27 protein-coding genes are annotated in these 23,746 nt (G+C 67.4%); 13 read left to right on the top strand and 14 right to left on the bottom strand.

Annotation, left to right across the window (positions count from 1 at the left end; translation table 11 throughout):
* Nucleotides 1-8 precede the first annotated feature (8 nt).
* The 6 genes from fabG (at nt 9) to A5655_RS09915 (ending at nt 5,567) form a co-directional block, all read left to right on the top strand.
* Nucleotides 9-806: a 3-oxoacyl-ACP reductase FabG gene (fabG, locus tag A5655_RS09940; RefSeq protein ID WP_067008909.1), complete on the top strand. Its 798-nt coding sequence runs from the start codon at nt 9-11 to the stop codon at nt 804-806.
* 14 nt (nt 807-820) lie between these two features.
* The gene (locus tag A5655_RS09935) at nt 821-2,038 is read left to right on the top strand and encodes an acetyl-CoA C-acetyltransferase (RefSeq protein ID WP_067008905.1); all 1,218 of its coding nucleotides are present in this window, start codon (nt 821-823) and stop codon (nt 2,036-2,038) included.
* Nucleotides 2,039-2,103: 65 nt separating this feature from the next.
* Nucleotides 2,104-3,237 carry a CoA transferase gene (locus tag A5655_RS09930; RefSeq protein WP_231999118.1) on the top strand — a complete coding sequence of 378 codons (1,134 nt, stop codon included), beginning with the start codon at nt 2,104-2,106 and terminating at the stop codon, nt 3,235-3,237.
* On the top strand, nt 3,234-4,427 hold the full coding sequence (locus A5655_RS09925; protein ID WP_067008900.1) for an acyl-CoA dehydrogenase family protein: 1,194 nt from the start codon (nt 3,234-3,236) through the stop codon (nt 4,425-4,427). Before A5655_RS09930 ends, A5655_RS09925 begins: the two co-directional genes overlap by 4 nt.
* A gap of 4 nt (nt 4,428-4,431) precedes the next feature.
* Entirely contained in the window at nt 4,432-5,124 is a 693-nt protein-coding gene (locus A5655_RS09920; protein ID WP_067008896.1) for a GntR family transcriptional regulator, read from the top strand.
* Between the two features lie 80 nt (nt 5,125-5,204).
* A complete protein-coding gene (locus A5655_RS09915) occupies nt 5,205-5,567 on the top strand; it encodes a hypothetical protein (RefSeq protein ID WP_067008893.1) in 363 nt (120 codons plus the stop codon).
* An 18-nt stretch (nt 5,568-5,585) separates the two neighbouring features.
* Here A5655_RS09915 and A5655_RS09910 read toward each other — a convergent pair whose 3' ends face one another.
* The 3 genes from A5655_RS09910 to A5655_RS09900 all read right to left on the bottom strand — a co-directional run bounded on the left by A5655_RS09910 (nt 5,586) and on the right by A5655_RS09900 (nt 7,915).
* Nucleotides 5,586-6,449 (bottom strand): SDR family NAD(P)-dependent oxidoreductase, encoded by an 864-nt coding sequence (locus tag A5655_RS09910; RefSeq protein ID WP_067008890.1) that lies wholly within the window; start codon nt 6,447-6,449, stop codon nt 5,586-5,588.
* 14 nt (nt 6,450-6,463) lie between these two features.
* The gene (locus A5655_RS09905; protein WP_082978580.1) at nt 6,464-7,192 is read right to left on the bottom strand and encodes an SDR family NAD(P)-dependent oxidoreductase; all 729 of its coding nucleotides are present in this window, start codon (nt 7,190-7,192) and stop codon (nt 6,464-6,466) included.
* A gap of 96 nt (nt 7,193-7,288) precedes the next feature.
* Nucleotides 7,289-7,915: a TetR/AcrR family transcriptional regulator gene (locus tag A5655_RS09900; RefSeq protein ID WP_067008884.1), complete on the bottom strand. Its 627-nt coding sequence runs from the start codon at nt 7,913-7,915 to the stop codon at nt 7,289-7,291.
* Nucleotides 7,916-8,014: 99 nt separating this feature from the next.
* Here A5655_RS09900 and A5655_RS09895 point away from each other — a divergent pair, with 99 nt between their 5' ends.
* Nucleotides 8,015-8,578 (top strand): nuclear transport factor 2 family protein, encoded by a 564-nt coding sequence (locus A5655_RS09895; RefSeq protein ID WP_067008881.1) that lies wholly within the window; start codon nt 8,015-8,017, stop codon nt 8,576-8,578.
* A gap of 10 nt (nt 8,579-8,588) precedes the next feature.
* Here the strand turns inward: A5655_RS09895 and A5655_RS09890 are convergent, their stop codons facing one another.
* On the bottom strand, nt 8,589-9,359 hold the full coding sequence (locus A5655_RS09890; protein WP_067009035.1) for an SDR family NAD(P)-dependent oxidoreductase: 771 nt from the start codon (nt 9,357-9,359) through the stop codon (nt 8,589-8,591).
* 83 nt (nt 9,360-9,442) lie between these two features.
* On the opposite strand from A5655_RS09890, the gene A5655_RS09885 reads away from it, so the two are divergent.
* Nucleotides 9,443-10,633: a cytochrome P450 gene (locus A5655_RS09885; RefSeq protein ID WP_231999113.1), complete on the top strand. Its 1,191-nt coding sequence runs from the start codon at nt 9,443-9,445 to the stop codon at nt 10,631-10,633.
* A gap of 6 nt (nt 10,634-10,639) precedes the next feature.
* Here A5655_RS09885 and A5655_RS09880 read toward each other — a convergent pair whose 3' ends face one another.
* The 7 genes from A5655_RS09880 to A5655_RS09850 are packed head-to-tail and all read right to left on the bottom strand — an operon-like array spanning nt 10,640 to nt 18,231.
* Nucleotides 10,640-11,296 carry a class I SAM-dependent methyltransferase gene (locus A5655_RS09880; RefSeq protein ID WP_067008875.1) on the bottom strand — a complete coding sequence of 219 codons (657 nt, stop codon included), beginning with the start codon at nt 11,294-11,296 and terminating at the stop codon, nt 10,640-10,642.
* Nucleotides 11,280-12,815: a class I adenylate-forming enzyme family protein gene (locus A5655_RS09875; protein WP_067008872.1), complete on the bottom strand. Its 1,536-nt coding sequence runs from the start codon at nt 12,813-12,815 to the stop codon at nt 11,280-11,282. The genes A5655_RS09880 and A5655_RS09875 overlap by 17 nt, the downstream gene beginning before the upstream one ends.
* Nucleotides 12,808-14,349: a class I adenylate-forming enzyme family protein gene (locus A5655_RS09870; RefSeq protein ID WP_067008869.1), complete on the bottom strand. Its 1,542-nt coding sequence runs from the start codon at nt 14,347-14,349 to the stop codon at nt 12,808-12,810. Before A5655_RS09870 ends, A5655_RS09875 begins: the two co-directional genes overlap by 8 nt.
* Nucleotides 14,339-15,805 carry a class I adenylate-forming enzyme family protein gene (locus A5655_RS09865; protein ID WP_067008865.1) on the bottom strand — a complete coding sequence of 489 codons (1,467 nt, stop codon included), beginning with the start codon at nt 15,803-15,805 and terminating at the stop codon, nt 14,339-14,341. Before A5655_RS09865 ends, A5655_RS09870 begins: the two co-directional genes overlap by 11 nt.
* Nucleotides 15,805-16,596 (bottom strand): enoyl-CoA hydratase/isomerase family protein, encoded by a 792-nt coding sequence (locus A5655_RS09860; protein WP_067008862.1) that lies wholly within the window; start codon nt 16,594-16,596, stop codon nt 15,805-15,807. The genes A5655_RS09865 and A5655_RS09860 overlap by 1 nt, the downstream gene beginning before the upstream one ends.
* Nucleotides 16,587-17,399 (bottom strand): enoyl-CoA hydratase/isomerase family protein, encoded by an 813-nt coding sequence (locus A5655_RS09855; protein WP_067008859.1) that lies wholly within the window; start codon nt 17,397-17,399, stop codon nt 16,587-16,589. Before A5655_RS09855 ends, A5655_RS09860 begins: the two co-directional genes overlap by 10 nt.
* 10 nt (nt 17,400-17,409) lie before the next feature.
* Complete coding sequence (locus A5655_RS09850) at nt 17,410-18,231, bottom strand: enoyl-CoA hydratase/isomerase family protein (RefSeq protein WP_067008857.1); 822 nt, start codon at nt 18,229-18,231, stop codon at nt 17,410-17,412.
* A gap of 130 nt (nt 18,232-18,361) precedes the next feature.
* On the opposite strand from A5655_RS09850, the gene A5655_RS09845 reads away from it, so the two are divergent.
* Together A5655_RS09845 and A5655_RS09840 are read left to right on the top strand one after the other, a co-directional pair.
* Nucleotides 18,362-19,045: a hypothetical protein gene (locus tag A5655_RS09845; RefSeq protein ID WP_067009032.1), complete on the top strand. Its 684-nt coding sequence runs from the start codon at nt 18,362-18,364 to the stop codon at nt 19,043-19,045.
* The gene (locus tag A5655_RS09840; protein WP_067008854.1) at nt 19,042-19,926 is read left to right on the top strand and encodes an enoyl-CoA hydratase/isomerase family protein; all 885 of its coding nucleotides are present in this window, start codon (nt 19,042-19,044) and stop codon (nt 19,924-19,926) included. The genes A5655_RS09845 and A5655_RS09840 overlap by 4 nt, the downstream gene beginning before the upstream one ends.
* A 39-nt stretch (nt 19,927-19,965) precedes the next feature.
* Here A5655_RS09840 and A5655_RS09835 read toward each other — a convergent pair whose 3' ends face one another.
* Nucleotides 19,966-20,772 carry a TetR/AcrR family transcriptional regulator gene (locus tag A5655_RS09835; RefSeq protein WP_067008850.1) on the bottom strand — a complete coding sequence of 269 codons (807 nt, stop codon included), beginning with the start codon at nt 20,770-20,772 and terminating at the stop codon, nt 19,966-19,968.
* A gap of 139 nt (nt 20,773-20,911) precedes the next feature.
* On the opposite strand from A5655_RS09835, the gene A5655_RS09830 reads away from it, so the two are divergent.
* Nucleotides 20,912-21,709: an SDR family NAD(P)-dependent oxidoreductase gene (locus A5655_RS09830; protein ID WP_067008848.1), complete on the top strand. Its 798-nt coding sequence runs from the start codon at nt 20,912-20,914 to the stop codon at nt 21,707-21,709.
* 34 nt (nt 21,710-21,743) lie between these two features.
* On the top strand, nt 21,744-22,751 hold the full coding sequence (locus A5655_RS09825) for a dihydrodipicolinate synthase family protein (protein ID WP_067008844.1): 1,008 nt from the start codon (nt 21,744-21,746) through the stop codon (nt 22,749-22,751).
* A 73-nt stretch (nt 22,752-22,824) separates the two neighbouring features.
* Here the strand turns inward: A5655_RS09825 and A5655_RS09820 are convergent, their stop codons facing one another.
* Together A5655_RS09820 and A5655_RS09815 are read right to left on the bottom strand one after the other, a co-directional pair.
* Nucleotides 22,825-23,064, bottom strand: a complete 240-nt coding sequence (locus A5655_RS09820; protein ID WP_067009029.1) for a general stress protein CsbD — start codon at nt 23,062-23,064, stop codon at nt 22,825-22,827.
* 95 nt (nt 23,065-23,159) lie between these two features.
* Complete coding sequence (locus A5655_RS09815) at nt 23,160-23,366, bottom strand: hypothetical protein (RefSeq protein ID WP_067008841.1); 207 nt, start codon at nt 23,364-23,366, stop codon at nt 23,160-23,162.
* Between the two features lie 91 nt (nt 23,367-23,457).
* On the opposite strand from A5655_RS09815, the gene A5655_RS09810 reads away from it, so the two are divergent.
* Nucleotides 23,458-23,730 carry a GlsB/YeaQ/YmgE family stress response membrane protein gene (locus A5655_RS09810; RefSeq protein ID WP_067008838.1) on the top strand — a complete coding sequence of 91 codons (273 nt, stop codon included), beginning with the start codon at nt 23,458-23,460 and terminating at the stop codon, nt 23,728-23,730.
* The last annotated feature ends 16 nt before the right edge of the window (nt 23,731-23,746 follow it).

Here is a 23,746-nt window from a genome sequence, read left to right as displayed (position 1 = left end):
TATGAAATATGATATTCGACCGACGGGGTACCCATACGGAGCAAAGCGAGGGAGGCGGGATTCAGGTGTCGTTGCTGGACGGTCGGACTGCAGTCGTCACAGGTGGTGCGCAAGGGCTGGGCTTCGCGATAGCGGAGAGATTCGTTGCCGAGGGGGCGCGGGTCGTGCTCGGGGACGTCAACCTCGAGGCCACCCAGACCGCGGCCAAGCAGCTGGGCGGCGACCAGGTGGCGCTGGCGGTCCGCTGCGATGTGACCCAGTCGGCCGAGGTCGAAACGTTGATTCAGACCGCCGTCGAGCGCTTCGGTGGCCTGGACATCATGGTCAACAACGCCGGCATCACCCGCGACGCGACGATGCGCAAGATGACCGAAGAGCAGTTCGATCAGGTCATCGACGTACACCTGAAGGGAACGTGGAACGGCATCCGGTTGGCGGCGGCGATCATGCGGGAAAACAAGCGCGGCGCCATCGTGAACATGTCGTCCGTGTCGGGCAAGGTCGGCATGGTCGGCCAGACCAACTATTCGGCGGCCAAGGCCGGCATCGTCGGGATGACCAAGGCCGCGGCCAAGGAGCTTGCCTACCTCGGGGTGCGGGTCAACGCGATCGCCCCCGGACTGATTCGCTCGGCCATGACGGAAGCCATGCCGCAACGCATTTGGGACGAGAAGGTGGCCGAGATCCCGATGGGCCGCGCCGGCGAGCCCAGCGAGGTCGCGACCGTCGCCTTGTTCCTGGCCTCCGACCTGTCCTCGTACATGACCGGCACCGTGATGGAAGTCACGGGCGGCCGGCACATCTGAGCGGAGCAACGAACATGCGCCAGACCGTCATTTGTGAACCCGTGCGCACCCCGATCGGCCGCTACGGCGGGATGTTCAAATCGCTGACCGCCGTCGACCTGGGCGTGGCCGCCCTCAAAGGGCTGCTCGAGCGGACCGGAATCGCGCCCGAGGCCGTTCAGGACGTCATCCTCGGCCACTGCTACCCGAGCAGCGAGGCGCCGGCGATCGGGCGGGTGGTGGCGCTGGATTCCGGCCTGCCCGTGACGGTTCCGGGGATGCAGGTCGACCGGCGCTGCGGGTCGGGGCTGCAGGCGGTGATCCAGGCCTGCCTGCAGGTGGGCAACGGCGACCACGATCTGGTCATCGCCGGCGGCTGCGAAAGCATGAGCAACGTCGCCTTCTACTCGACCGACATGCGCTGGGGCGGCGCCCGTGGCGGGATCCGGGTGCACGACGGGCTGGCGCGGGGACGCGCCACCGCCGGCGGCAAGCACTACCCGGTGCCGGGCGGGATGCTGGAGACCGCCGAGAACTTGCGCCGGCAGTACGGCATTGCGCGGCTGGAGCAGGACGAGCTCGCGGTGCGGTCGCACCAGCGCGCGGTGGCCGCGCAGAAGGACGGCATCCTGGCCGAGGAGATCATCCCCGTCGCCGTCCGCACGCGGCAGGGCGAGGAATTGATCGACACCGACGAGCACCCGCGCGCCGATACCTCGGTGGAATCGTTGAGTAAGCTCAAACCCGTTCTGCTGGGCGAGGATCCGGATGCGACGGTGACGGCCGGCAACTCCAGCGGGCAGAACGACGCGGCGTCGATGTGCGTGGTGACCACCCCGGAGAAGGCGGCCGAATGCGGGCTGACGCCGTTGGTGCGCCTGGTGTCGTGGGGGTCGGCGGGCGTGCCGCCCGACATCATGGGCATCGGCCCGGTGCCGGCCACCGAGGCCGCCCTCGCCAAGGCGGGCCTGCGGTTGTCCGACATCGACGTCATCGAGCTCAACGAAGCCTTCGCCGCGCAGGCGCTCGCGGTGATGCGCGAATGGAATTTCGGCGCCGCCGACCACGACCGGACCAACGTGCACGGGTCGGGGATCTCGCTGGGCCATCCCGTCGGCGCGACCGGCGGCCGGATGCTGGCGACGCTGGCGCGCGAACTTCACCGCCGCCAGGCGCGGTACGGGTTGGAGACCATGTGCATCGGCGGCGGACAGGGGCTGGCGGCGGTCTTCGAGCGGGTCGCCCCGTCGTGAGCGCTCCGCTGAGCGGCCTCACCGTCGTCGAGGTGTCCAGTTTCGTCGCCGCACCGCTGTGCGGGATGACGCTGGGACAGCTTGGCGCGCAGGTGATCCGCGTCGACCCGATCGGCGGCGCCTCGGACGTCCAGCGCTGGCCGCTGGCCGCCGGCGGCACGTCGATCTACTGGACCGGCCTGAACAAGGGAAAGCGTTCGGCCACCATCGATCTGCGCTCGGCCGAGGGCCAGGAACTGGTCCAGCGGCTGATCGTCGAGGGCGACGGCATCGTCGTCACCAACGCCGCCGGGCTGTCCTGGCTCGGCCACGACGTGTTGGCCGCCAAGCGTTCCGACGTGATCAGCGTCCAGCTGCTGGGACGCGGCGACGGGTCCACCGCGGTGGACTACACCGTCAATGCCGGTCTCGGCTACCCGCTCGTCACCGGTCCGGCCGAACACGCCGGCCCGATCAACCACGTGCTGCCGGCCTGGGACGTGTGCTGCGGCCTGTACGCGGCGCTGGCCGTCGTCACCGCCGTCCGGCGCCGCGAGCAGTGTGGGGCGGGCGCGCGCGTCAGCCTCGCGCTCGAGGATGTCGCGCTGGCCACGGCGGGAAATCTCGGGCTGCTGACCGAACCCCAGGTCAACGGCACGCAGCGGCAACGGCTCGGCAACGCCATCTACGGCCAGTACGGGCAGGATTTCACCAGCCGCGACGGGATCGGTTTCATGGTTGTCACCCTGACGCGCAGGCACTTTCGCGACATCGTCGAAGTGACCGGCACGGCTGCGGCGGTGTCCGCGCTCGAGGAAGCGCTGGGCGTGGACTTCGGCTCGGAGGGCGACCGCTACCGCTATCGCGACGCCCTGTCCGGGCTGTTCGCCACCTGGTTCGCCGATCACACGGCCGACGAGGTCACCGCCGCGCTGTCGGGCACCACGGTGTTGTTCGAGCGGTACCGCACCTTCGCCGAGACCGCCGCCGACGCCAAGGTGACCGCCAACCCGCTGTTTTCCCGGCTGCACCAACCGGGCGTCGGGGACTATTTCGCCCCCGGCCTGCCGGCCGCATTCGACGGCACGCACCCGGCGAGTGCGCCGGCCCCCGCGCTCGGACAGGACACCGCCGAGGTGCTCACCGAGCGCCTGGGGTTGACCACCGCGGACATCGCGCGCCTGACGAGCGCCCAAACGATAGGGACACACAGCGCATGACCAGACTCGCCCAAACCCTAGGCCTGACCGAGTTCCAGACCGAAATCGTCGCCACAGTGCGGCAATTCGTCGAAAAGGAAGTCATACCCAACGCGCCGCAGCTCGAGCGCGACGATGCCTACCCGCAGGACATCGTCGATCAGATGCGGGAGATGGGCCTGTTCGGGCTGATGATTCCCGAGGAATACGGCGGCCTGGGGGAGTCGCTGCTGACCTATGCGCTGTGCGTCGAGGAGTTGGCGCGCGGCTGGATGAGCGTGTCGGGTGTGCTCAACACGCACTTCATCGTGGCCTATATGCTGCGCCAGCACGGCACCGACGCCCAAAAGCGGCGGTTCCTGCCGCACATGGCGACCGGCGAGTCGCGCGGCGCGTTTTCGATGTCCGAGCCGGAGCTGGGCTCCGACGTCGCCGCGATCCGAACCCGGGCCCGACGCGATGTGGACGGCGGGTACACCATCGACGGCCAGAAGATGTGGCTGACCAACGGCGGCAGCTCGACGCTGGTCGCGGTGCTGGTGCGCACCGACGAGGGCTCGGACAAGCCACACCGCAACCTCACCGCGTTTCTCGTCGAAAAGCCGACGGGGTTCGGCGAGGTCGTGCCCGGCCTGGTGATTCCCGGCAAGATCGACAAGCTGGGCTACAAGGGAATCGACACCACCGAGCTGATCTTCGACGGGTATCGCGCAAGCGCCGATGACATTCTCGGCGGCACACCCGGGCAGGGCTTCTTCCAGATGATGGACGGCATCGAGGTCGGCCGGGTCAACGTGTCGGCGCGCGCGTGCGGCATCGGCATCCGCGCTTTCGAACTCGCGGTGCGCTACGCCCAGCAGCGGCACACCTTCGGCAAGCCGATCGCCGAACACCAGGCCATCGCGTTCCAGCTGGCCGAGATGGCGACCAAAGTGGAAGCCGCACACCTGATGATGGTCAACGCGGCGCGGTTGAAGGACTCCGGCGAGCGCAACGACGTCGCCGCCGGCATGGCCAAATACCTTGCCAGCGAATACTGTTCGGAGGTCACCCAGCAGAGCTTCCGGATCCATGGCGGCTACGGCTACTCGAAGGAATACGAGATCGAACGGCTGATGCGCGACGCCCCGTTCCTGCTCATCGGCGAGGGCACCAGCGAAATCCAGAAATCCATCATCAGCAAACGGCTACTCGCCGAGTATCAGGTGTGAGGCGATGACCACCCCGGATTTCGCTGCGCGGCCGCAACTTTCCGACGATGTCGCGCGCTTTGTCCGCAGACGGATCTTCGACGGCACCTATGCGGCCGGGTCCTATGTGCGCCTGGACCAATTGGCGGCGGAGCTGGGGATCAGCGTGACGCCGGTGCGGGAGGCCCTCTTCGCCCTGCGCGCGGAGGGGCTGATCGCCCAGCAGCCCCGACGCGGCTTCGTGGTGCTGCCGGTCACCGGGCGCGACGTCACCGATGTCGCCAACGTGCAGGGCTACGTTGGAGGGGAGCTGGCCGCGCGGGCCGCGATCAACATCACCGACGAGCAGGTGCGCGAGCTCAAGCAGATCCAGGCCGAGCTCGAAGAGGCCTATGCGGGCGACGACACCGAGCGGACCGTTCGCCTGAACCACGAATTTCACCGCGCGATCAACGTCGCCGCGGACTCGCCGAAGCTCGCCCAGCTGATGTCGCAGATCACCCGTTACGCGCCGGAATCGGTGTTCCCGGCCATCGAGGGGTGGCCGGAACAGTCGATCAAGGATCATCGCCGGATCTTGTCCGCCCTGAAAAAGCATGACCAGGAGCTCGCGCGGGCGGCGATGTCGGAACACCTTGCCGCGGGCGCCATCCCGCTGATCGATCACCTCACCGCCCGCGGGGTCGTGGCGAATGGGAGTCACCCGGCGTCTCCGTGAGCCGGGACAGCTGTTGTTGCCAACCCACGTCTGGGCTTAGGCTGCCATCGGAGGGGGCAGACAATACAGAGCGAGGAACAATGCCCCCAACGCTTCGCGCATCGGCCGTAGTCGTCGCATGTGTTGCCGCGATCCCGCTCGCGGCGGCGGCCGCCGCCGATCCGATCGATCCCATCCCCGGTAACGGGGTCTTCGTCGTCGGGCCTGACATCGCGCCGGGCCTTTACCGAACGGCCGGTTCGGCGTCCACCTGGGGGGTTTGGATAAACAACGTGCCGACGCAGGATTCGATGTGCGCGTGGTTCACTTACAGCACCCCGGATGCGAACAAGGACCACGTACTCCAGACGAACATGTCCGTCGGTCCGATGTTCGCGAACATCAACACGTCGGTCAAGGCCTTTGAGTCGCAGAACTGCCAACCGTGGACGCGGGTTCCCTGAGCAGGTCCCGGGTACGAATCACCGCATCACATAAGGGAACTGGTGATGCGGGTGCACGCCGTGCAGGTCGCGGCACGACGGCGGCTGGCGGTCTCCCTCGTCCCTGATGCCGTACTTGACGGCCAGCTCCGCGCCGATCAGCGTGCGTCCGCTGAGCTGCGGGAGTTCCGGGTCTTCGTAGAGCCGTGCGATGACATGGCCCGTGAGCTCCGGAGTTTCGGCGATGTCCAGAATGTGGCCGAGCTTGGCCGGATTCCTTGCGACGATGTCTCGCACCCGCTGTGTCAGCAAGGATCCCATCCAGATCGACACGGCGGCGATTCCTGCGTCTTTGAGGTCCACCGCCATGTCCGCGGCCATTTTGTCGATTCCTGCCTTCGGCACGCCGTAGGCGGGACCGAACGCATAGTGGACCGCACCCGAGGCCGAGGTGAAGGCGACCAGGCCCTTGCCTTGTGGCAACATCAGCGGCACCGCGAAGACGGTGGCAACGTAGCCGCTGCGTAACCCGACGGCGAGAGTGTCGATGACGTTCAGCGGCTCTTGCCAGAACTTGGTCCGCCCCATCATCTCGTCGCGGATGATGGCCGCATTGTTGACCAGCACGTCGATCCTGCCGTGATCGCGGCCGACCCTCTCGAACAAAGCCTGCACCTGTTCGTCGTCGGCGCCGTGCACGCGGACCGCGATGCCCTGGCCGCCCAACGCATTCACCTGTTCCGCGGTTTCGCGGATTGAGCCGCCAAGCGGCGACGCCCCGGGCGCCTCGGTGCGGCCGGTCAGGTAGACGGTGTACCCGCGGGCGCCGAGCGCGCGTGCGATACCCGCACCGGCGCCTCGACTGGCGCCCGTGACCACGGCGATTCGGTTGGTGTTCGACATCGATCGGCCCCGCTCTACAGGACGGCGCCACCGTTGACGCCGATGACCTGGCCGGTGACGTAGCTTGACGAATCGGAACACAGAAACGCGCACAACGCGGCGACGTCCTCGCCCGCTCCGAGCCGTCCCGCCGGGATGGCCTTCGCCAAAACCTCGGCGGGCGGCAGTTTCTTGGCAATTTGCTGCTCGCGCAGCATGGGCGTATCGATCACGAAGGGCGGGATGGTGTTGATCGTGATTCCCCGCGACGCGTATTCCCGCGCCACCGTCTTGGTGAGCGCGATTACGCCGCCCTTGGAAGCCGAGTAGTGGCCCTGTCCGACGGCGCCCTGCTGACCGGCGGCCGACGAGATGGTCACGATGCGGCCCCATTTCGTCGCCGCCATGTCCGACAGCGCCGCCTGTAGGCAAAGAAACGTGCCGGTCAGGTTCACCGCTAGATAGCGATTCCATTCCCCGAGTGTGATCTTGTCGAACGCGGTGAAACCGGCGACAGCGGCGCTGGTCACGAGGATTTCCACCGGGCCCAACGCATCTCGTACGGCCGTGAAGGCTCGAGCGACGGCGTCCGGGTCGGAAACGTCGACCTGAAGGCCGACGGCGCGCGCACCGTCCGCTCGCAGCTCGCCGGCCACCTTGTCCGCGGCCTCGCCATTGAGGTCGAGGACGGCGAGGCGATGCCCGCATCTGGCGAGTTGCGCCGCGATCGCCTGCCCGAGCCCGGAGCCGCCGCCGGTGACCACCGCTACCCGATTCGCCGCCTCCACGGGGCCTCCCTGCTATACGTGCGTATTGCATCTGTTTGTACGACTGTACAGCACGACGCCGCGGCGGGGGGCTTACCTGCGCGAGCGCGGGCGCCTCCTTCGCCGCGTTGATCGCGTTTCCAAGGTGTCGAGATATTTTTCGATCGCGTTGGCGACCTCGTCGTGCGCGGCATGGACTCCGACGCCTTCCTCGAGGTTCAGAAACTTCGGGATGCCGGTCACCAAGAGGGCGACTGCACCCAGCGACAGATCGCCGTCCAGGCGCGCCCCCTTGCCGAACTTCCGTGCCAGCGCCTCGACTTCGACCTTCCGCACTCCGTTCGTGACATCGGCGATTGCGGAACGGATCGACTTGCGGTGGTTTCCGAGCGCCAAGAACTCGGTCATGAGGGCACCGGTCGCCTCGTCCCAGCTGAAGTCCCACAGCGCGTGTAGCGGGTCGTCGGAGCGGGCTTCGAGCGCCTTGGCCAACACCGCGAGGTTGCGTTCGGAATACCGTTGGATCGCGGCCAGGAAGATCTCGTCCAGGGAGGGGAAGTAGTACTGCACCAGGCTCGGTGTCACCCCGGCCTTGGCGGCCAACGCGCGGTAGCTCACGCTGGCGTAACCCTCCTCGAGCATCATCTTCTCGACACAATCGAGAAGCGCGTCGCGGGTCTGGGACGTCTCCGCGCCGACGCGCCGGGGTTTTGTTGGCATGGCGCACCTCCTTCAGTGCGAACCATTTTCGCACTCGCCATCCGCTGTACACCCGTATAGTCTCACAGTTGTGCGCCGATGCCGACGATCAGGAGACGCATGACCGCCGACGACGACGTCCGCCTGTTGCGCCGCGACGTGCAGTACCTACTCGATCGGGCCGCCATCCTCGATTGCATCGCGCTGCATGCGCGGGGCTGTGATCGCCACGACGTGGACCTCATCACCGCGGCCTACCACCCAGACGGGATGGACGAGCACGGCTCCGCCGTCAATCCTGGGCCGTGCTACGCCGAGTGGGCGAACAAGACTCACGCCGAGACGTCGATCGTGCATACCCACAACATCACCACGCACTCGTGCGACATCGATGGCGACACGGCGCACGCCGAAAGCTATGTCATCGTGGTCCTCATCGGCCGCGATGGCGGCAGCGCGCAGTTCATCACGGGGCGCTATCTCGATCGTTTGGAACGCCGAGACGGTCAGTGGCGCATCGCGGTTCGGCGGTCGACGGTCGAGGGCATGTTCCTGGCCGACGCGCGGGTGCTGCAGTCGACGTTTTTCAGGGAACAGGGTTACCTCGTCGGCACCCGTGATCGCCAGGACCTCTCCTACCAACGGCCGTTGACGATGGAGACGTCCGGGCCGGCCCGCTGGTAACTGGACGGGCTCAGACTCCCGCCGGACCGGGAGCGCCGTGCATGTACAGCGTCTGCCCCGAACAGAAGCTGGAGGCATCGGACGCGAAAAAGAGCACGCCGTAGCCGATTTCGTCCGGTTCGCCGAGGCGGCCGGCGCCGTTGGTCATGGCGATCGCCTCGGGGTCCAGCCCATGGCGGGCGGCGTCATCGGTGAGAGTGGCGGCGCGCACGGCACCCACGGCTATCGCGTTGACACGGATTCCCTTGCGCGTCCACGCCGCCGCCATCGACCCGGTCAAGTTGTTGACCGCGGCCTTGGCGGCACCGTAGGGCGCAGCCTGCGGCATGGCCAGCAGGCTCGCCCCGGAGGAGATGTTCACGATCGCGCCTTTGCCCTGCCGCAGCATCGGCTTGGCCGCGGCGCGCGAGAGATGCCAGACCGCGCCGAAGTTGAGGGCGAGCGTGCGTTCGAAGTCGTCGTCGGGCCATTTCAGGATGGACTTCGTCTCCGCGCCGCCCGCGCAGTTCACCAGGATGTCAATGCGACCGAATTCCCGAAGCGTTGCCTCGACGAGCGCCTGGCAGGCTTCGGCCTGGGTCACGTCGGTGGGAACCGCCAACGCGCGGCGGCCCAGGGCCTGCGCCTCCTTGGCGGTGGACTCGAGGGGGTCCGGACGTCGGCCGGCGAGCACGACATCCGCCCCATGTTCTGCCAGCACCAACGCCGAGCCTCGCCCAATTCCCGTGCCGCCGCCGGTGATCACCGCAACTCGCCCATCCAGGCAGAACCGATCGGCCACTTTCACAGACCTCCATTCGCAGACGCTATACGAGCGTACAGCAGATGCTATATGGTCGTACAGTAACCGATGAAGGAGGGACGTTGGGCGCGGACCTTTATTACGACCCGTGGAACATCGAGATCGATCTCGACCCGTACCCGGTCTACCGACGATTGCGCGATGAGGCGCCCCTCTACTACAACGAGCGGCACGATTTTTGGGGAGTGAGCCGATACGCCGACGTCGAGGCCGCGCTGAAAGATCCGACCGGGTTGAGCTCGGCGAAGGGGGACATTCTCGAGGTGGTGAAGGCGGATCCGGTGATGCCGCCCGGCGTCTTCATCAACGAGGATCCGCCCCTGCATACGATCCATCGGGCGTTGGTATCGCGGGCTTTCACGCCGAAGAAGATGCGGGCCCTCGAGGCCAAGGTGCGCGCGTTCTGCGCGGCTTGCCTCGATCCTTTGGTGGGGCACGGCAGGTTCGACTTCGTCCTGGATCTGGGGCGCGAACTTCCGATGCGAACGATAGGCATGCTCGTCGGCATCCCGGATGTCGATCAGCCCTCGGTGCGCGCCCAGGCGCATCGCGTGCTGCGCAACGAGCCCGGCAAACCGCTGCCGGTGGACAAGGATCATTATTTCGACGGCGACATGTTCGCCGAATACGTCTCGTGGCGCGAGCAGAACCCGTCCGACGACCTGATTACGGAGCTACTCGCCGTCGAGTTCGAGGACGAGACCGGGACGCTGCGCCGGTTGACCAAGCCGGAACTGCTGATCTTCCTGGCTGTCGTCGCGGGCGCCGGGGTGGAGACCACGGGCCGACTGTTCGGATGGATGGGCAAGGTGCTGGCCGAGCATCCCGATCAGCGCAAGGAACTCGTCGACGAACCCTCCCTCATCCCGGTCGCGATCGAAGAGCTCCTCCGCTACGAGCCGCCCGGTCCCCATGTCGCGAGGTACGTAGCCGTCGAGGACGTCCGCTTTCAGGGCCGTAAAGTGCCCAAGGGGAGCGCCCTGCTCATCATGCTGGCCTCTGCCAATCGCGACGAGCGCCACTTCGATGACCCGGATCGTTTTGACATCCACCGAAAGCCGGGCGGACACCTGACCTTTGGCCGCGGGGCCCATTTTTGTGTCGGCGCTCCGCTGGCCCGACTGGAGGGTCGGGTAGCGCTGGAGGAGGTGCTCAAGCACTTCCCGGAGTGGCAGGTCGACCTCGGCAACGCACGCCGGTCACGCACGTCCACCGTGCGCGGGTGGGACTCGATGCCGGCGGTAGTTGGCTAAGGGGCGCTACCGGCGCATGGCCCGATAGATCGAGATCGACCCGCTGAATGTCTCGAAAACGTGGGTCTCCTCGACGGCCTGGAACCCGACGTCGATCATCAGCTCCGGCAGGACGCCTTGGGCGTTCGGCTCGGTGTTCTCGAACCCGTCGCCCTTCTGCACCATCCGGAACCTGCTGCGCATTTTGGGCGTGCGCTGCAAGCCATAGTCCGCGACGTGCAAACTGCCCCCGGACGAGAGCGCTGCGTGAATTGCCGCCAGTCCGGCGCGCTTCTCCGCCGGCGGCACTTGATGAAACATCAACGACGACAGCACCTTTGTGACGCCGCGATTGCGCAGCAGGTCGGCAGCGTCACGCGCGTAGCCGGCCAGCAGCTCCACCGGCGCACCCACTCGGGCCAGTTTGGCGTGCGCCCGGCGACGGATCGCTTCGTCGGGATCGATGCCGATCAACGTGGCCGACGGGCACGCCCGCGCCAGCAATCGCAGCTGCGTCCCCGTGCCGCACCCAACGTCGGCGATGACGTCGCCCTGCGCGGGCGCCACCTGCTTCAACAGCGCCGGGCGCCAATGGCGAGCGCGGGTCAGCAGGAAGCTCAACACGTCGTAGGTCCACAGCTGTGGCGCGGCCGGAACGAAATCTCCCTCAGGTTGCTTGCTCATCGCCGCCCAGCATCTCCCGCAGCCGCCGAATTTCGACCTTCCCGGTGGCACCGCGTGGGACCTCATCGTCGGATTCCAGCACCAGCCACACCGTCGGGACCTTGAACGCGCTCAACAGCTTTCGGGCTGCCGCGTGCAGCTGTGCGGGGGTGAGCGGGGTCGCGCACACCACCGCCGCGCCGACTCGTTCGCCGGTATCGCCGGCCACGTTGGTGACATAGGCGTTTTGGACGCCGTCGATCGTCCGCAGCGCCCGCTCCACCTCGCTGGGATAGACGGTCGCGCCGCTGACCTTGAACATGTCGTCGGACCGGCCGTGGTAGAACAGGAACCCGTCGTCGTCGAGGCGACCGAGGTCACCGGTGGGGTAGAAGCCGTCGGCGGTGAACAGCTCCTCCCGGCTGCGACGGCAGATGCCACGCAGTGTGTGTGGCCCCCGGATCTGGATCTCCCCAACGGATCCCGCCGCATCCGGCTCGCCGTTGTCGGCGTCGACGATGCGGACCTCCATGCCGGGGAACGGTCTGCCGCAGCTGCCCCACGCGGAGGGCGGCATGTCGGTGTCGGCGGCGTAGCCGCAATACGGCCCGAACGCCTCCGTCATGCCGAAGAGCGTGGCCCGCGCGCCGGGTTGGGCGCGCTGCTTGGGCGGCAGCAGGGCTTCCAGGCTGCCGGGGCGCAGCGCCGACAGATCGGCACCGACGGCGTCCGCGTGTCGCGCCAACGCCTCGGCCTGATCGGGCCACCCGCGGAACAGCGTGACCCGCTCGGATTCCAGTAATCGCAGGGTGGCCTCGGGCCGCGGTATCTCCTCGGTCACCAGGGTCGCGCCGGCCAGCAGCGTGGACAGGATGCCGCTGCCGAATCCGCCCACCCAGAAGAACGGCATCGGGAGATACAGGCGGGTGTCGGCCGTGATGCAGCGCGCCGCGAGGCCCGACCGCACGGCGGCCAACGCGTTGCCGTGGGAGTGGATGACCCCCTTGGGTGTTCCGCTGCTGCCCGAGGTGAACATGATGACCATCGGGTCGGCGGCGGTGACCGTCGCGGTTATGGCGTCGACGATCCGGCGCGCGGGCTCCCCGGCCGTCGCTCGGTCGACGCGGTCGACCGACCAAACCCGGCGCAGGGCGGGAAGTTCCAGGCGCGGCAGGGCCTCCAGGTCCTGGATGTAGCGGTGGCCACGGAACTCCGCCACGCTCAGCACGAATTGAACGGACGCGGTCCGCAGCTGCGCGAGCAGTTCGCCGGGCCGCAGCAGGGTGCTGAGCGGAACCAGCACGGCGCCGATGCGGGTGAGGGCGATTGCCACCTGTACCCAGCGGACGCTGTTTGGCATGATCAGCGCGACGCGGGTGCCCTTGCCGATTCCGGCTTCGACGAAGACCGCGGCCAGATCGCGTGTGGTGGAGTCGAGTTCGCGGTAGCTCAGTCGAGCTGCCGGGTCGATCACCGCCGGCTTGGGGCCGTGCTGCGCGGCGCGGGACCGCACCAGTTGGTCGATGGTGCGGTCAGGCATCGAACAGCTTCCGCAATCGTTGGGTGTCGACCTTGCCGCTGGACAGCCGCGGAATCTCGGCGCGCGGCAGGGCGATGAACCGCTTCGGGATCTTGTACGCCGACAATTCCTCCTTGAGCCGCTGGCGCAGCGCGGCTTCGTCGAGGCCCGGCTGGGTGACCACGGCGGCAACCAGATCTCCCCGCCGCGCGTCGGGAATGCCCACGACGTGCGCCTCGGCGCCGGTGACCTTGGCGATGGCCTTCTCGACCTCGGCCGCCGAGACGTTGGCTCCCGCCGTCTTGATCATCGCGCTGAGCCGGCCGGCGAAATAAAAGAATCCGTCGGCGTCGGCGCGCACCAAATCGCCGGTGTGGAACCAGCCGTCGGCGTCGAAACACTCCTCGCGGCTGCGTTTGTAATACCCCTGCATCACGTAGGGCCCGCGGATGCATAACTCGCCGACTCCCGAGGTGTCCGGGTCGATGATCTTGGTGTCGAATCCGGGCGCCGGTTGGCCGAATGATCCGCGGCGGTGTTCGGGTTGGTCGGATTCGTCGCCGCTGATCAGTAGCACGCTGCCGGCCTCGGTCAGCCCCAGCATGTTGTGGCGCAATTCCGGGTCGGCCGGTCGGGCGTCCGGCGCCATGATGGGGTAGAGGTTGCCCCGGCGCATCGACGAAAGGTCGCGTCCGGAAAAGCTCGGGTGATCCGCAAGGTGCACGATCCCGGCCACGAAACCATTGGTGACGGTCGGCCTTTCGGCCTCCAGCAGGTCGAGGGTCGCGCCCGCGTCGGTGGCGTTCGAGCACACCAGCGTCGACCCGGCAACCAGGGTGGCGAGCAGGCCGAACGCGAGCCCGCCGATCCAGAAGAATGGCGAATTGCAGAACAGCCGGTCCGCCGCCGTCAGGCCGCGGATCTCGTTGAGGTTCCGCTGATGGCCGATCAGCCCGGCGTGCGTGTGCACCACCCCCTTCGGGGCGCTGGTGGAGCCCGACGTGTACACGATGGCCAGCGGATCGCAGCCGTCGACGTCGGCCTCCATCGCCTCCAGCAGGCCGGGAGCCACGGTCTGCGCGGTCCGGTACACACCGTCGGAATCGACGACGACATGACGCAATTGCGGTGCGGCGGTGGCGAACAGCCGCTCACCGGTCTCGAGCCCGTGGCGCGACAGCACCTCGGCCAGCCGTTGCACGTAGTCGTGAGAACGAAAAGAACTGGCGGTCAACAAGATTTCGGTGTCGCTGTCGACCAGCTGCTCGCGTAGTTCGCGAGCGGTGCCGAAGGTGGAGAACGGGATCACCACCGCGCCGATTCGCGCGGCCGCGAGCATCCCGACCACGAAGTCCGTGCCGTTCGGATAGAGCAGCCCCACGTGGGTGCCCTTGCCCGTCCCGTGCGCGATCAGTCCGCGGGCAAGCTCCGCCGAGCGACGATCGGCCTCGGCGTAGCTGATCCGGTCGCCATCGCAGACGAGAAGCGCGTGCTCCGTGCGGGAGCGGGCCTGGCGCCGCAGGATTTCGGCGACGGTAGGGGAGTCACCGGGCATGGTCGTGGTGGGACTCGCCGAAGAAGAGCCTGACCTCGCTGAGATCGGCCTTTCCCGAGGCGGTTCGCGGGATCGCGTCGACGATCGCGATCTCGGTGGGGATTTCGTAGCGTGCCAACCGCGTTCGCAGGTATTCCACCAGCGTCTCGGCGTCGGCGGACGCGGGCTCGCGCAATTGCACCATCGCGACCGGCGTTTCACCCAGGCGTTCGTCGGATCGCGCGACCACGGCGGCGCCCGCCACCGCGGGATGGTCCTCCAGCGCGACGCGCACATCGTCGGGCATCACCTTGAACCCGCCGCGGATGATCGCCTGGTCAGCCCGGCCGACGATCCAGACGAAGCCGTCCGAGTCGATGCGGGCCAGGTCGGTGGTCCGGATCCACTTCGCGGACGGCCCCAGTTGCCCGGGCTTGACCTCCAGCAGGCCGACCTGATCCGGCCCGAGGGTCGCGCCTTCGTCGTCGACGACCCGCAGCCGCGCGCCCGGGTTGGCCCGGCCGACGCTGCCGCGCTTGGCGCTCCAGTGTTTTTCGTAGTCGCCAAGGGTCCACCCGGCGACGCCGCCTCCGAATTCCGTTGCGGCATAGGAGGTGAGGACCGGTATGCCGTACTTCTCGGTGAAGGCGTCCGCGTCGTCGGCCGATAGCGGGGCGGTGCCGCAGGTGACGGCCCGGATGCTTTCAAGGTCGGCGCGCGTCAGGCCGGAGTGCAGCACCGTCCGCAGCGCGGCCGGCACCAGCGACACCGTGCGGGGCCGGTGGTTGCGCACCGCCTCGGCCCATGCCTGCAGCTCGAAGCGTTCCAGCAGCACAAAGGGTCGCGCCTCCGCGATGCACTGCAGCACGCGGAACACCCCGCCGATATGCACCAGCGGCGAATTGACGATCGCGACGCCGGCTCGCAGCTGCGCCGGCGCCGGCGCGCCTTCCGGATCGGGGCCCATCACGCTGCGCGCCAGCATGTCGTAGCTGAGGTCGATTCGTTTGGGCGGCCCGGTCGTTCCGCTCGTCAGCATCCGCACCGCGACGTCGGCCTGTGCGGCGGATCCCTCGGTGCCGCATGCGCGCCCGCGAGCGTCGACGGAAGAACCCGTGATCGCCACCGTCGCGGTTCCCGTCGGGACCAGCGAGGTCAGGTCGTCGGGTTCGCCGATGATCAGCGGCAGCAGCAGCGCGGCGATGTCGGCCCTGGTGCGGTCGTCGCCGCGGGCCGGGTTGATGGTGACCACGGTTCCGCCGCCCAGTAGCACCCCGAGAAAGGCCGCGACGTGACCGGGCCGGTTGCGCAGCAGCATGCCGGTCCCCGCCCGGTCTGCGGCCAGGGATGCGACGCGCCGTGCCGTGTCGCCGACCTCGCGCCACGAGATCCATTGGCCGCCATACTCGATCGCGCGCGAGTCGGGTTGGAGGTCGAGCACGTCGGCAATGCGCCGGCCGAGTGGGTGACGGGGCATCAGCGGATCTTCGGCTCGCGCGCGGCGACCTCACCTTGCTGGGCGGCCAATTCGGCGGTGCCGAGGGGGTTGCCCAGGCGCGTGTAGATGAGTCCCTGCTCCAGGGCGGCGCGGTAGGGCCGGTCCAGCGACTCCCAGATCGCTTTGACGGTGCCCTGGGTCGCCGACGGCGGCTTGGCGGCGATGGTCGTGGCGATCTCGTGGGCGCGCGTCCATAACCTGTCGGGGGAGACCACCTCCGAAACCAGGCCGATGCGCAGGGCGGTGTCGGCCCCGACCCGCTCGTCGTTGCCCATCAGGGCGATGCGCAAGGTCTCGCCCAGGCCGATGCGCCGCATCAGGCCGATCGGTTCCAGCGCGCACACCAGGCCCGCGGAAACGTGTGAGTCGAAAAACGTTGCGTCGTCGGAGCAGATGACGACGTCGGACTCGTTGATGAAATAGAACGCGCCCGCGGTGCACATGCCCTGGACGGCGCACACCACCGGTTTCCACATCTTCTGCCACTTGGGGCTGAGCGCCTCGCCCGGATCCTCGTGGTTCCAGACGTTTTCCGGCTGACCGTAAGGCGTCTTGATGTCCAGACCGGCGCTGAACGCCCGGCTGCCGGCCGCCCGCAGCACAACCGCGTGGACCGAATCGTCAAGCTTGACCGCGCGCCAGGCCCGGGCCATTTCCTCACACATGGTGCGGTTGAACGCGTTTAGCTGCTCCGGCCGATTCAGCGTGATCGTGGCGACATGGTCGTCCGCGTCGACCTCGAGCAGGATGGTTTCAAAGCTCATCTGCATTGCCAATTCGGTTTCCGTTTTTCGACGAAGGCCCTGGGGCCCTCCTGCGCGTCCTCCGTCCGCAGCACGCGCTCGCGGAAGGTCTCGGCAAGTATCTCGGCTTCGTGCAACGGCACATTTAGGCCCTTGAGGATGGCCAGCCGGGTTCCCCGCACGGCCAGGGGCGCGTTGGAGTTGACGATGTCGGCGATCTCGTAGGCCCGGTCCAGTAGGCGGTCGTGCTCGACGATTTCGCTGATCAACCCGAGCTCGTAGGCGCGTTGTGCGCTCATCCGCTCGTGCTTGCCCATCAAGGCCATGCGCAGCGCGATCGAGCGGGGCAACACCCTGGATACCCGCACCAATTCGCGTCCGGCGACCAGCCCGATGCTGACGTGCGGATCGAAAAACGTTGCCTGCTCGGACGCGATGACGATGTCCGTCGTGGTGACCCAGTCCATGCCGGCGCCGCAGCACAGTCCGTTGACGGCGGTCAACACCGGCTTGGCCATGGTGCGAAACGGCGGTGTGCCCTCCTGCGGGGCCTCCCACTGGTCATAGGTGGACAGGTACGGCCGTTCGTAGATCACCTTGCCGTCCGCGGGAATGGCTTTGACGTCGGCCCCCGTGCAGAACGCGCGGCCGGTGCCGGTGACGACGAGCAGCCACACGTTGTCGTCGTTCTCGGCCTCGTCGTAGGCGGCGCGGAGTTCGGTGATCATGTGCGGGCTCAGCGCGTTGAGCGCCTCCGGGCGGTTCAGTGTGATGGTGGCCGTGTGCCCGTCGACGTTGTAGTTGATGGTGTCGAACGAGTCGGTAGGCATTCGTGCTCCCTCATCTGCCCTGGAACTTGGGCGCGCGCCGTTGCCGAAACGCCTCCAGCCCCTCTTTGAAATCACCCGTGCGACAGGAGAGTTCCAGATCGAACAGCTCCTGTGTCATGGATTGGCCCAGCGTCGCGTGCTGACCGAAGTTCAGGGCCTGCTTGGCCAGCCCGATCGCGGCCGTCGGCCCCGAGGCCAGCCGCTCTACCAATTTGTCGGCGGTATCGTCGAGTTCGGGCCCGCTCACCGCCTGGTGGATCAGTCCCCAGTCGGCCGCATCGGTCGCGCTCACCTTCTCGCCCAGCAGCAGCATCCGCCGGGCCCGTGCGATACCGACCAGTCGGGGCAGCAGCCAGGTGGAGCCCGAGTCCGGGCTGAAGCCGCGGTCCACGAACGGTTCCCAGAACACCGCGTCGCCGGCGGCGACGGTGAAGTCGGCGGCCAGCGCGAGGTTGCAGCCGAACCCGACCGCCCACCCCCGCACGCTGCAGACCACCGGCAGCTGAACGGTCGCGACGAGTTCGATCACCCGGTGGGCGGCGTGGGGGATCCGCCGCACCAGGTCGCCCGCGCGGGGACGTTGCCCGCCGGGATCATTGGCGGCCACCCAGTCGGCGCCGGCGCAGAAGTCGTCTCCCGCGCCGCGGATGTGGATCGCGCGCAGCGTATCGTCGGCGGCGGCATCGGTCAGCGCCGCGACCAAATCTCCGATCATCAAGTGGGTCAAGGCGTTACGCCGTGCCGGGCGATTCAGGGTGACCCGCAGGACCGCGCCATCGCGGCGCGCAGTGACCGATCCCTCGGCCTCGGCCGCGTCGGCCCCTTGACTCACCGTCTACCCGGCCTTTCCCCGCCGATACGGTTACCCATACAGTAGGCAATACGATTGATACGAGGTATAAGTTAGCAAGGAAACCCTAACGACGGAACATAGCGGGGCGAAACCCGTGGAAAAGGGCAGCATGGCCGAGGGCACAACCGCTTCGCCCCACGCCGGTGACGCCAAATTCGGCGAGGCGCCGCTCGCGCAGACGGTCGCGGCGGCCGGCGCGATGCGGCGCCTGAGCTCGCTGCTGCTATCCCTGGAGCACCCGCACCCCACCGTGGACGCCATGCTCGCGAAGTTCGCCGACTGGGAAGGCGAGCTGGCCGCCGCCGCCCCGACGGACAGCGCGCCGCGTATCGGCGAGGTCGCCGACGACCCGCGGCGCGTTTACCTCAACCACGCCACCGACATCGGTGCGTACAACCCCTGCTTTCCCGAGTACCGATTCGATCAGCTCGATGCCGAAAAGGCCGGCGGGGCGGTGTGCTTCCCGCTGGTCTACGAGGGGCCGCCGGGACTGGTGCACGGCGGCTTCCTCGGCGTCTTCTTCGACAGCGTGATCCAGCACCACAATTGCGCCACCGGGCTTTCGGGCAAGACCCGCTCGCTGCTGGTCACGTTCCGCCGGCCGACACCCGTGCTGACGGACCTGCGTTTCGACATCGTCCGCTCGCAGGTCGAACGGGGCATCGCGTCGACGGCGCGGCTGCTGCTTGACGACGAAGTGCTGTGCAAAGGCGAGGTCAGCACCTTGGCGTCGCCGCCGGAGAACCTGACCGGATTCAAATTCGGCAGGCGGCGAAAGGGGTCCGACAGATGAGCGCCTCCAGCGCCTCGGACGATCGTGTGCTCTTCGACGTCGACCCCGAGCGGCGCATCGCGACGATCACGCTGAACAACCCCAAGCAACGCAACTCCTATGACGCCACGATGCGCGAGGCTATCGCCCGCTGCCTGGACCGGGTGGCCGACGACGACGACCTCACGGTGGTGCTGTTGCGCGGAGCCGAGGGAGTCTTTTCCACCGGGGCCGACATGAACAACGCGTACGGCTGGTACGGCTCCGAGACTGACGACCAAGCCAAGCGCCGTCCCAGTCAGCGCCGGCGACTCACCGTGGACCGCAAGTCTTTTGGCTTCTATCACAACTTCATGGGCTTTCCGAAGGTGACGGTGGGAGAGATAGCCGGGTACGCACTCGGCGGCGGCTTCGAGATGGCGTTGATGACCGACATCTCCGTCATTGCGCGTGACACCAAAATCGGCATGCCGGCGACCCGCTTCCTCGGCCCGGCCCTCGGCAGCCTGCACATGTTCTTCCACCGGCTGGGGCCGGTGCTGGCCCGCCGGTTGCTGTTGACCGGTGACATCATCGAGGCGGCGGAGATCGAGCACCTCGGAATCTTCACCGACACATGCGATCCCGGCGCGGTTGCGGCCCGGGCTCGCTATTGGGCGGAGAAGGCGGCGAAGATGCCCGCCGACGGAGTCGTCATCGCCAAGGAGGCGTTCCGCCTCGTCGAGCAGAGCCAGGCGTACCAGGGCGAGGAAGTCGCGAGCTACCTGTTTCACGCATACGGCACCAACCTGCAATTCGCGCCGGGCGAGTTCAACTTCGTCAAAACGCGCGCGCAGCACGGCGCGAAGGAAGCCTTCCGGCTACGGGACGAGCATTTCCACGTGCCGGAGCCGGAAGCGTGACGGCCTGCACCACGCCCGGCGTGAGGGAAGCCGTCCTGCCTAGCGCGCCGCGGCCGCCTTGGTCCGCCCCCGCTGAGTGGGCGACTTGGTCGTCTTGCGTTGCCGGGACGGCGCGGACTTGCCGCCTTTGGCGCCTTTCTCGATCAGGCTGGCCGCGTGGTCGAGGATGCAGGTGAGGCCGTACTCGAAATTCGTCTCATCGGGAGCGCCGATCCGGTGGCCAATCTCGGTCACCTGGGCAAGCAACGGAGTAGTTCCCGGATCGATGGCCACGGCGTCCTCGATGGCGCGCGGTCCGATATCGGATGACTGGTTTTTTTCGTAGAGCCGCTGCAGTACCACCGACCCGCGGACGTGAACCGAAACCGCGGAGTAGGTGTCGAAGGCATCCTCGGGTGATAGGCCGGCCTCCACCAGGTTGGCGATCGCGCGCTCCATCTCCTGGGCGCCCATGCGCGCCGCCTTCGGGCTGAGCGCCGCGCGAATCAGGATCAGGTCGCACAGAATTGGGTTGCCCATGAACGTCTTACGCATCAGGCGCGCGTGGTTGCGCAACGTCTCGCGCCAGTCGCTCGCCTCGACATAGGGGGTGGCGAAGACGTACTTGCCGAGGGCGCGATCGGTCATCGCGTTGAGCAGATCGTCCTTCTTGCGGAAGTACCAGTAGATGCTGGTGACGCCCACCCCGAGATGTTTGCCGAGCAGTGGCATGCTCAGGTTGTCGATCGACACTTGCTCCGCGAGTTCGAATGCGCCGCTGATGATGTCGTCGGGATTGATGGACCCGCGCTCGCGCCGTTGACGCTTATCAGCGGTTGCCTGCTTTGCCACTACGGGCACCTCCATCACGATCTAGCCGTGCCACCGGTAGAGTGGAATCTACCGGCAGTTCCTCCCTGACCTGCGTATACGCGGGCGTGTCGTCGGGTTTTCCATCTGCTACTGTAATACCTATCGTAGGGTTTTTGGTAAAACGGCTGGACACATGGATCTAGGGCTGGCGAATGCCACCGCGGTGGTCGTCGGAGGAAGTCGCGGCATGGGCCTGGCCACGGCCCGCTGCCTCGCCGACGACGGCGCCCGCGTGGCGGTGGTCGGCCGCAGCCGTGACGCGCTCGATTCCGCCGTGACGGATTTGACCGGCCGCGGGAGCCCCGATGCGCTCGGGCTCGTCGCCGACATCGGCGACGCCGGTGCGGTCGACAAGGTGTTCGCCGAACTGGCCGAGCGATGGGACGGCGAACTCAACGTGCTGATCAACACCGTCGGGCCCGGCGCGGCAGGCGGTTTCGAGGATCTGAACGACGAGCAGTGGCACCAGGCCGTCGAAGACGGGGTCATGGGCATGGTGCGCTGCGTGCGTTCGGCGCTTCCGCTGCTGCGCAAGGCGCAATGGGCGCGCATCGTCAACTTCTCGGCACACTCGACCCAGCGGCAAAGTGTGATGCTGCCCGCCTACACCGCGGCCAAGTCGATGCTGACCAGCGTCTCGAAGAACCTCTCGCTGCTGTTGGCCAAGGACGAGATCCTGGTCAACGTGGTATCGCCGGGCAGCATCGCCTCCGAATCGCTGGTCGGCTGGGCGAAGTCCGTCGGCGTCGACGGCAACGACCCCTATGCCCTGATGGAGGCCATTGCCAAGCATTTCGGGCACCCGGCGCAGATGCCCCGCGCCGGCCTGCCGGAAGAGATCGGGCCGGTCGCCGCCTTCCTGGCCTCGCGGCGCAACTCGTACATGACCGGGGCGAACATCAACGTCGACGGTGGCTCGGACTTCACCTGACTCGAAATCGTTTGGCCAACAGAAGGAGTGGACAGTGGCGACGGCTGGCGAGGCGCGTGTTTGGGCGCGAGGGGCGTTGCGGGGAATCGGCGACTCCCTCTACACGCCGTTCTGCGGCACCGACGGTGACGACATCGACTGGGACGCCTACCGGACGCTGGTCCGCTACTGCGTGGGCGACCTCGGCCACCCGATGTTGTGGTGCACCAGCGGGATCGCCGAGTTCTGGTCACTGACCATCGACGAGCGCAAGCGGTTGTTAGAGGTGGCGATCGAGGAGGCGCGCGGCTTGAATCCCCACGTCGTCGTGCAGGCCTGCACCGCGGCCACGTCGGCGAAGGACTGTTTGGAACTGACCCGGCACGCCCAAGACGCGGGCGCCGACATCGCCTACATCCAGACGCCGATGATGGAGGCCCACGGCGGTGAGGGCGTGCTGAGATTCTTCAAGTACGTTGCCGCGCGCACCGACATCGCGTTGGGCATGTTCAACTCCCCGTCGTCCGGCTATGTGCTGACCCCGGCCGAAAGCGCGCGGATCTACGACGAGGTGCCCGCCGTGTGCGCCACCAAGGAGGGCGCGTTCCGGCCGGAGGCGAGCCGGCGGCTGCACGAGTTGGCGCCCGGGCTGGCGGTGTGGGAATGCGACCGGACCGTGTACCGGGCCGGGTGGTTGCGCGCGGGCATCGTCTGTCCGGCGCAGTTGGGTACGGCCGGCTACCTCTTCGAAACCCCGCAGCGGCGACTGTTTTCCGAATACTGGGACCTCGTGCTCAGCGACAAGCTGCTCGAGGCGATGGACTACGGGCGAGAGTCCGGGATGGACCAGTTCGACCTCGACATCGGATCGTGGTGGACGCGTTACCCGGGCCGTTCGGATTACTTCACCCACTGGGGTGGCGCGTTCAAGTACGCCGCCTCGCTGCTAGGGCTGCCGATAGGGGACTATCCGCACTCCCGGCCCCCACAGGCCGAGCTACCGGCCGAGGCGAAAACTCAGATCGAGAACGCCTACCGGCGGCTCGGGCTCATCGCCGCGTAGCCGTTACGGCACAACCGATTACAACGCGAAGCGGGCCCGGTCGGTAACCGGGCCCGCTCCAACGGCGCCCTGCTTACTGCTGCTCGGCGCGCTCACGCGATTCGGCGGCCTTGGCCTTGCCCCGGGCCTTCTCGGCCGCGGCTTCCTTCTTGCCCGCGTTGCGCTGGGCTTCGGCCTTGTCCTGCTGGGCCTTTCCTTCGTCGATCAGGTCGTCGCGGCCGATGATGACGCCGATGACCTGCTTGGTCTTACCCAAGGCATCCTCGACGATGCCCCGAACGAACTCCACCGGACCGCTCTTGATGTCAACCATTTGCATCTCCCTCCCGTTGATGGATGGCTTCACTGAAGCCTTCCCGGTTGCCCCTTCGACGCAAACCTGCTCGCAACGTGGCGCACGCCACAGCCTTAGTTGACCAGCGGCGGCGCGCCACCCGACCTGGGAAGTTCGCGTCGCGCGCGGCGTCGTCGCGCCCGCAGGGCGAGGCCGACGGGAGCACCGATCAGGGCCACCCAGAACAGGATTTGAGCGCCCGTCAGCGCCAGCTGCGCCCGCAGCGCCACCGCGCGGGCCTGGCGCAGGCGGTGAGCGAGCGCTCCCGACGAGGTCTTCACCAGTCATCGAAAACCCGCCGGATCGCCATTTCAAACGCCTCCGACGGCCTTAGGGTGATGGCTGTTCGCCTATCGAAAGGTTTTGGCGGGAATGCTCACTCTGGGTGTGATCGGCTGGATAGTCATCGGGGGCCTGGCCGGTTGGGTCGGCAGCAAGCTCATGAGTACCGACGCCCAGATGGGGCTGGTTCTCAATATCGTGGTCGGCATCCTGGGCGGCTTGATCGGTGGGTTTCTCCTGTGTGGCTTCGGCGTGGACGTCGCCGGCGGAGGCCTGATCTTCTCGTTCCTCACCTGTCTGCTCGGCGCGGTGATTTTGCTGGCGATCGTCAAGCTCGTAACCGGGCGACGTGCGTCCCGTTAGGCGGCGGCCGGGTGAC

It is taken from the genome of Mycobacterium sp. 1081908.1, assembly GCF_001673535.1.
GTDB lineage: Bacteria > Actinomycetota > Actinomycetes > Mycobacteriales > Mycobacteriaceae > Mycobacterium.
The sequence above is the reverse complement of the archived record's forward strand: the minus strand, read 5'-3'. Positions and strand labels throughout refer to the sequence as shown.